Source organism: Halomonas sp. 707D4, from assembly GCF_024158685.1.
Lineage (GTDB): Bacteria > Pseudomonadota > Gammaproteobacteria > Pseudomonadales > Halomonadaceae > Vreelandella.
In genome coordinates, this window is the sequence record NZ_JAMZBD010000146.1 from 1 (window position 1) to 6,866 (window position 6,866).

The following is a 6,866-nucleotide window of genomic DNA, read 5'->3' on the forward strand; positions in this document are numbered from 1 at the left end:
ACTTTACGCCGCCGACCAGACCCGCCGCGCCCCAGGTGGAAAAACCGGTGGTGTCACCCCCGGCGCAAGAGTCGGCCGGGCTTAAAGCCGCCTATGCCGCGCTTGCGGTATTGCTGCCGCCGCTGGGTGTGGGGCTTGCCGGCGCAGGCGCGCGGCGCATCGCCATCGCGCTTTTATTGACGCTGTTCGGCTGGCTGCCCGGGGCGCTCTACGCGCTGGTATGGGTGATGCGCCGTTAACCCGTTTATAATTTCATGTTTACCTTGGCCTGCGTCGCTGATAATCTCCGTCAACTCTTGATTATATAAAGGTTGACTATGGGCTATCTGGTCGGGGTCACCGCCCTGTGGGCGTTTTCGTTTTCGTTGATCGGGGTCTATCTCTCCGGCCAGGTGGACAACCATTTCGCCGTGCTCCTGCGCGTGGCGCTGGCGCTGCTGGTCTTTCTGCCCTTTCTGCGCCCGTCGCTGCTCGGTGGCCGTGAGCGTCTGGCGCTGATGGGCCTCGGCGCGCTCCAGCTCGGTTTGATGTACACCTTCTTCTATCACTCCTTTCTGCTGCTCTCGGTGCCGGAGGTGCTGCTGTTCACCATCTTCACGCCGGTCTACATCGCGCTGCTCGACGATCTGCTGTTCAAGCGCTTCACGCCGATCTACCTGGTCACGGCGCTGCTGGCGGTGATCGGCGCGGGGGTGATCCGCTTCGACGGGGTGGATAGCGGTTTCTGGCTGGGCTTTCTGGTGGTGCAGGGAGCGAACCTGTGCTTCGCCCTCGGCCAGGTGGGCTATCGTCGCCTGGTCAGCGGGCGCGCGGCGGCGCTGCCCTGGCACAACGTGTTCGGCTGGTTCTTTCTCGGGGCGCTGGCGGTCGCGCTGCCCGCGTTTCTGCTGTTCGGCGATTCCCGGGCGCTGCCTTCCACCCCCGTGCAGTGGGGCGTGCTCGCCTGGCTCGGGCTGATCGCCTCGGGGGTGGGCTACTTCGCCTGGAACCAGGGCGCAGCCAAGGTCGACGCCGGCACCAGCAGGTTGTTCATCACCGCGAGCGTGCCGGCGGGACTCCTGGTCAACCTGTTGATCTGGAATCGTGACGTGGATCTCGCCCGGCTCGCCCTGGGGGGCGCGATCATGCTCGCCTCGCTTGCGCTCAATCACTGGTGGCTTGGCCGCAGGCGAGTCGCCCCGGCCTGACACGATGCGCCAAGGCATTGATCGAGCGTGCTTTGTCGCGGGCGGATTTGCCCGCACGCGGCGGGGTCTTCATAATGGAGGCTAACGACAGTGAGAGCCGCCCATGCCCACCACCCAAGCGCCAGACATGATTGCCGCCGAAAGCGCGAGACCGTTCAATACGATCGGCCTGATCGGCCGGCTGGGCAGCGACAAGGTGGCCGATTCGCTCAGGCGACTGGTGACGTACCTGCGAAGCCACGACTACAAGGTGCTGGTCGAGGATCGCACCGCCACCATGATGCCCGATCACGGCCAGCCCGAGACCACCCGGCGTATGCTCGGCGAGCTGTGTGACCTGGTCATCGTGGTGGGCGGCGACGGAAGCCTTCTCGGCGCGGCGCGGGCGCTGTGTCGCAGCGGCACCCTGATTCTCGGCGTCAATCGTGGGCGGCTCGGCTTTCTGACCGATATCTCGCCGGACGAGCTCGAGACCCGGGTCGGCGAGGTGCTGGCCGGAGCCTTCGAGGTGGAGGAGCGCTTTCTGCTCGACGCCGTGCTCTATCGCGACGGCGTGGCGGTGGGCAGCGGCGACGCGCTCAACGAGGTAGTGGTGCACCCGGGCAAGGCGGTGCGCATGATCGAGTTCGAGCTGTTCGTCGATGGCCGGTTCGTCTACAGCCAGCGCAGCGACGGACTGATCGTGGCGACCCCCACCGGGTCGACCGCCTACGCGCTCTCCGGCGGCGGGCCGATCATGCACCCCAAGCTCGACGTGATCACGCTGGTGCCGATGTTCCCGCATACGCTGTCGAGCCGGCCGATCGTGATCGATGCGGCGAGCGAGATCCGCATTCATATCGGCGACACCAACCACGCCTACCCGCACATCAGCTGCGACGGCCAGACCCGCGCGGTCGCCAAGCCCGACGACGTGCTGGTCATCACCCGCAAGCCCGCGCGCGTCCAGCTGGTGCATCCGCTGGGGCACAACTTCTTCGACGTCCTGCGCAGCAAGCTGGGCTGGAGCCATCGGCTGGGGGATTGATGAGTCAAGGGTACGATCTGATCGGTGACGTTCACGGCTGCGGGGCGACCCTGGCCGCGCTGCTCGAGAAGATGGACTACCGCCCGCGCGGCGGCGTCTATCGTCACCCCACGCGCAAGGCGATCTTTCTGGGCGACCTGATCGACCGTGGCCCGCGTATCCGCCTGGCGGTGCAGATCGCAAGGCGCATGGTGGAGGAGGGGGAGGCGTACATCGTGATGGGCAATCACGAGCATCACGCCCTGGCCTATACCCATCCGGCCCCCGCGGGCAGCGACAAGCGTTGGCTCAAAGAGCACACTCCGCGCCACAACCGCATCATCGCCGACACCCTGCATCAGTACCGTGACCACACCAACGAGTGGGAAGATACCCTGGCCTGGTTCAAGACCCTGCCGCTGTATCTCGAGATCGACGATTTTCGCGTGGTTCACGCCTGCTGGGACGCACCGTTGATCGCGGCCCTCAAGGCGCGCACCGCCAACGGATGCATCGACGACCGCTTTCTGGTCGAGTCCACCGAGCCCGGCAGCGAAGCGTATCGGATCATCGACCGCCTCACCCGCGGGCCCAGCATCGCGCTGCCGGAAGGAGTGGCCATTCACTCCGGCGACGGCTTCACCCGGCAGAGCTTTCGCGCCCATTTCTGGGCGACGAACCCGCGCCAGTGGGGCGACGTGGTGTTCCAGCCGGACAACCTGCCCGGGCACCTGGATAGCCGGGCGCTGAGCGAGGACGAGCGCGCGCGACTGAGCCACTACGGCCCCGAGGAGCCGGTGCTGTTCATCGGCCACTACTGGTGCGAGGGCATTCCGGCGCTGCCGACGGACAACATTGCCTGCCTGGATTACAGCGCGGTCAAGTATGGCCGGCTGGTGGCCTATCGCCATGACGGGGAGCGCAGGCTCGACGCCGACCGTTTCGTCTGGGTCGACGTTCCCCGCGAGGAAAATCGCCGCACTTTCGGTAGTTAGAATACGGTTGTTGATCCAGGTTATAAGGGGATACATAGAGAAACATCTTTTTTTGAAAATCGCTGAACTAACCCTGTCGTCGGCTATCTGAGTAAGTGTTCCCTTGAATGATCCCTTGCTTTAAGCCGGCGGCCCCCTCCGCCGGTTTTTTTATGCCCGACAGGCGTGCCGTGCACAGACTCCGTTTCGAGGCCATGCCTCGATGCCCAAGACGCCCAAGGGAGGTGTTATGCATCCTGTGATGCTCCTGCCCGCCGAGACCGACACCGGCGAGCTGCGCCAGGCACTCTGGCACTACCGTATCGGCCATCGAATCACCGAAGAGCGCGACGGCCTGCTGCTGTGGGTCGCCGATCCTCGCCAGCAGGCCGAGCTCGAGGCGCTGGTGGCGCGCTGGCAGCGCGGCGAGGTGCTGATCGACGGTCCCCGGCCGAAGGGGCGCCAGGCAGGGCAGGGGGCACGCCTGGTGCGCCGCCTGCCGGTGACCGTCGTGACCATCGGCCTGTGCCTGGTGGTGTTCGCGCTGATGAACACTCTGGGCGACGGCGTGCTGCTTTCGCTCACCATCGTGCCGGTGTGGATCGTCGACAACCAGGTGGTGGCCACGAGCCTTGGCGAGACCCTCGCCTCCGGCCAGGTGTGGCGACTCTTGAGCCCGGCCTTTCTGCACTTCGGCCTGATGCACCTGATCTTCAACCTGATGTGGGTATGGTACTTCGGCCGCCAGGTCGAGGCGCTGCAGGGCAGCAGGATGATGCTTTCGCTGCTGGTGGTGGCGGGCATCGGTGCCAACCTCGCCCAGTACGCGACCGGCACGGTGCTGTTCGGCGGCATGTCCGGCGTGGTGTACGCGCTGCTCGGCCACGTCTGGCTCGTTTCCCGCCGGCGCCCGCAAAGCGGCTTCTTCGTCCCGCAGATGCTGGTGGTATTCATGCTCGGCTGGATGGTGTTCACCATGACCGGGCTCGCCGACAGCGTGGGCTTTGGCAACGTGGCCAACGAGGCGCACTTGGGCGGGCTGCTCGTGGGTCTGGCGACGGGCTGGTATCATTGCGCCAGACACCGCGATCCAGCGCGCTGACCTTCAGCCGCCGACCTAAACCACCGCCGACCTAAACCAGAGTGGAGTGTTCCATGAGCGATATGAGCTTCGAGCGCATGATCAGCCAGATGACCCCGAGCATCTACGAAAGCCTCAAGCAGGCGGTGGCGCTGCGCAAGTGGCCGGACGGGCGCTTTCTGAGCGCCGAGCAGACCGAGCTGTGCCTCGAGGCGGTGATTCGCTTCGAGATCGAGAACAACGTCCCCGAACAGAACCGCGTGGGTTATCTCGAGCGGCGTACCTGCGGGGCCGGCGCCACCGGCGCGGGCGTTTCACCGGAAATGGCCGGGCTTGGCCGGGACGCGTCGAGTGACTGACCTGCTCGCTCGGGAATCCGCCGTTCGCGGCCAGCTCTCCAGGATGGCGGTCGCCCTCGGCGCGGGGAGCGCCCCGGTCGACTACCAGCTGCGCGCCGGCGACGCCCGGGTGGCGCTCAACGAGCGCCTGGGCCAGCCGCTGCGCCTGACCTGGGAGGGGCAGATCAACTGCATCCACTGTGCGCGCAAGACCAACAAGAGCTTTGGCCAAGGCTACTGCTACCCGTGCTTTAAGCGCCTGGCCCAGTGCGACACCTGCATCGTCAAGCCGGAGCTTTGCCACTATTTCCAGGGCACCTGCCGCGAGCCCGCGTGGGGCGAGGCGCACTGCTTCACGCCGCACATCGTCTATCTTGCCAACTCCTCCGGTCTTAAGGTCGGCATCACCCGCAAGACCAACATGCCCACGCGCTGGATCGACCAGGGCGCGATCCAGGCCCTGCCGATTCTCGAGGTGGCCACCCGCCAGCAGTCCGGGCTCGTCGAGACGTTGTTCAAGCAGCACGTCGCGGATCGCACTAACTGGCGCGCCATGCTCAAGGGCGAGGTCGCGCCTCTCGACCTGTGTAACGAGCGTGACCGGCTCCTGGCGCTGGTCGAGCCCGGGCTCGACGAGCTGCGCCGGGCGCATGGCGACGAGGCCCTTCGCATCCTAAATGAGGCGCCGCTGGATATCCGCTATCCGGTCGAGACCTTTCCCGCCAAGATCGTCTCGCACAATCTCGACAAGAGCCCGGTGGTCGAAGGCGTGCTGCAGGGCGTGAAGGGGCAGTACCTGATGCTCGATACCGGCGTGATCAATCTGCGTAAATTCACCGGCTATCAGGTCAGCGTTGACTGAACGACCTAGCAAGCTCGGGAGGAGTTGGCTAAGGTAGAGGAGTGCTCGGACGCATCTCGCCACGCTCAGGTACAAGGAGCGGGCATCGGTACACTCTTTGGCAAAACGTTCATCGACTGGATGGCCTGCTCGGCGGGCCGTTCCTGCTTTCGAGCCTGCCCAATTACTCTTTTCGCATTGCAAGGACGCCGTGATGCCCTGGTTGAAACTTCTGCATATCGCCGCGCTGGTCGTCTGGTGCGGCTCGCTCCTTTACCTCCCCGCGCTCCTGAACCACGCGCTCGTCCTGCGCAAGGACGCCGGCTTCGCCCAGGGCACCCCGCCCATGCCGCGCTACTTCTACAACACCGTCGCCACGCCCGCCGCTTTGCTTGCGATCGGCTCGGGCACCTTGCTGTTTCTCTTGCATGGCCTGATGGGGGGGTGGCTGATTCTCAAGCTCGGCGCGGTGGTGGCGATGGTGGCCGCTCACGGCCTGTTCGGCTGGCTGATCCTGCGCCTGGAAATGGGCATCTTCAGTGGCGTGAAGCCCGCGACGCTGGCGGGGCTGGTCGTCGCGCTGCTGGGTATTCTCGGCGTGCTGGGCGTCGTGCTGGCCAAGCCCCTGGAATGGGGCTAGCCATGCGGGTGTTTTTAGATGATTCGTTTTTAGATGATTCGTTGAAGGATTCTCGGTCAGTCGTCGACGTCGACCCCGACGGCGTGCTCGTAGACGAGCTGGCCGCCGAGCCATCCGGCCAGGGCGATCAAGGCGCCGGTCACCAGCGACACCGCCAGGCCCCAGGGCAGGATCGCCTCGGGCGAATTGAGGCGCAACAGCCAGTTGAGCGAGGCCAGGGAGAGCATCACCACCGCGACGATGGCGTGGCTCCAGCCGGTGATCAAGCGGCGAATGCGCGATACCGACACCAGGTCGATGATACCGGCGATCGAGGCGAACCAGCCGCCGAAGGCGCCCACGCCGGCAAGCCACAGGCCGCTTCGTACCCAGAACGGGTCGCCGGTGTACCAGTAGGCCAGATCGCTTGCCACCAGCGCCATCAGCGCCGCGACGGGAAAGTGGATCATGACCGGGTGGAGCGGATGACCGGCCAGGGAGGCCCGGCTCTTGATGGAGCGTTGCGGAGAGGTTGCCATGATCACTTCCTGTGGGCAGACAATAAGGGAAAGAGTATATGAGGGAACGTAACGGCACACCGCCCCCAGCCCGTATTCAACGCGTAACGCGATCATGGGTCAACCGGGGGGCGTTAACGCTTTGCTCGGGCGTGCTGCTCGTGCTCTCGGGATGCAGCGGCGATCACTCCATTCTCGACCCCGCAGGCCCCGCCGCGCGGGACATCCGGATGATCTGGTGGGTGATGCTGAGCTTCGCCACGGTGGTGCTCGTGGCGGTCACGGCACTGTGGCTCTACACC

At 65.3% G+C, this 6,866-nt stretch carries 9 protein-coding genes; 8 read left to right on the top strand and 1 reads right to left on the bottom strand.

The features are described from left to right. The 8 genes from BIS11_RS08145 to BIS11_RS08180 all read left to right on the top strand — a co-directional run. Nucleotides 1–239 (top strand): YqaE/Pmp3 family membrane protein (locus BIS11_RS08145; RefSeq protein ID WP_253585906.1); only part of this gene is annotated, 239 nt, incomplete at its 5' end. Between the two features lie 78 nt (nt 240–317). Then, nucleotides 318–1,187, top strand: a complete 870-nt coding sequence (locus BIS11_RS08150) for an EamA family transporter (protein ID WP_253585907.1) — start codon at nt 318–320, stop codon at nt 1,185–1,187. 103 nt (nt 1,188–1,290) lie between these two features. Further along, entirely contained in the window at nt 1,291–2,214 is a 924-nt protein-coding gene (locus BIS11_RS08155; protein WP_253425541.1) for an NAD(+) kinase, read from the top strand. Further along, nucleotides 2,214–3,188 (top strand): metallophosphoesterase, encoded by a 975-nt coding sequence (locus tag BIS11_RS08160; protein ID WP_253425538.1) that lies wholly within the window; start codon nt 2,214–2,216, stop codon nt 3,186–3,188. The genes BIS11_RS08155 and BIS11_RS08160 overlap by 1 nt, the downstream gene beginning before the upstream one ends. A 229-nt stretch (nt 3,189–3,417) precedes the next feature. Continuing rightward, nucleotides 3,418–4,269: a rhomboid family intramembrane serine protease gene (locus BIS11_RS08165; RefSeq protein WP_253425535.1), complete on the top strand. Its 852-nt coding sequence runs from the start codon at nt 3,418–3,420 to the stop codon at nt 4,267–4,269. Nucleotides 4,270–4,322: 53 nt separating this feature from the next. After that, nucleotides 4,323–4,607: a YeaC family protein gene (locus BIS11_RS08170; RefSeq protein WP_253425532.1), complete on the top strand. Its 285-nt coding sequence runs from the start codon at nt 4,323–4,325 to the stop codon at nt 4,605–4,607. A 43-nt stretch (nt 4,608–4,650) separates the two neighbouring features. After that, complete coding sequence (locus tag BIS11_RS08175) at nt 4,651–5,448, top strand: DUF2797 domain-containing protein (protein ID WP_253425550.1); 798 nt, start codon at nt 4,651–4,653, stop codon at nt 5,446–5,448. A gap of 193 nt (nt 5,449–5,641) precedes the next feature. Continuing rightward, nucleotides 5,642–6,067, top strand: a complete 426-nt coding sequence (locus BIS11_RS08180) for a CopD family protein (protein ID WP_253425529.1) — start codon at nt 5,642–5,644, stop codon at nt 6,065–6,067. Nucleotides 6,068–6,123: 56 nt separating this feature from the next. On the opposite strand, the gene BIS11_RS08185 is transcribed toward BIS11_RS08180, so the two are convergent. Continuing rightward, on the bottom strand, nt 6,124–6,585 hold the full coding sequence (locus BIS11_RS08185; RefSeq protein ID WP_253425547.1) for a DUF2231 domain-containing protein: 462 nt from the start codon (nt 6,583–6,585) through the stop codon (nt 6,124–6,126). Between the last annotated feature and the right edge of the window lie 281 nt (nt 6,586–6,866).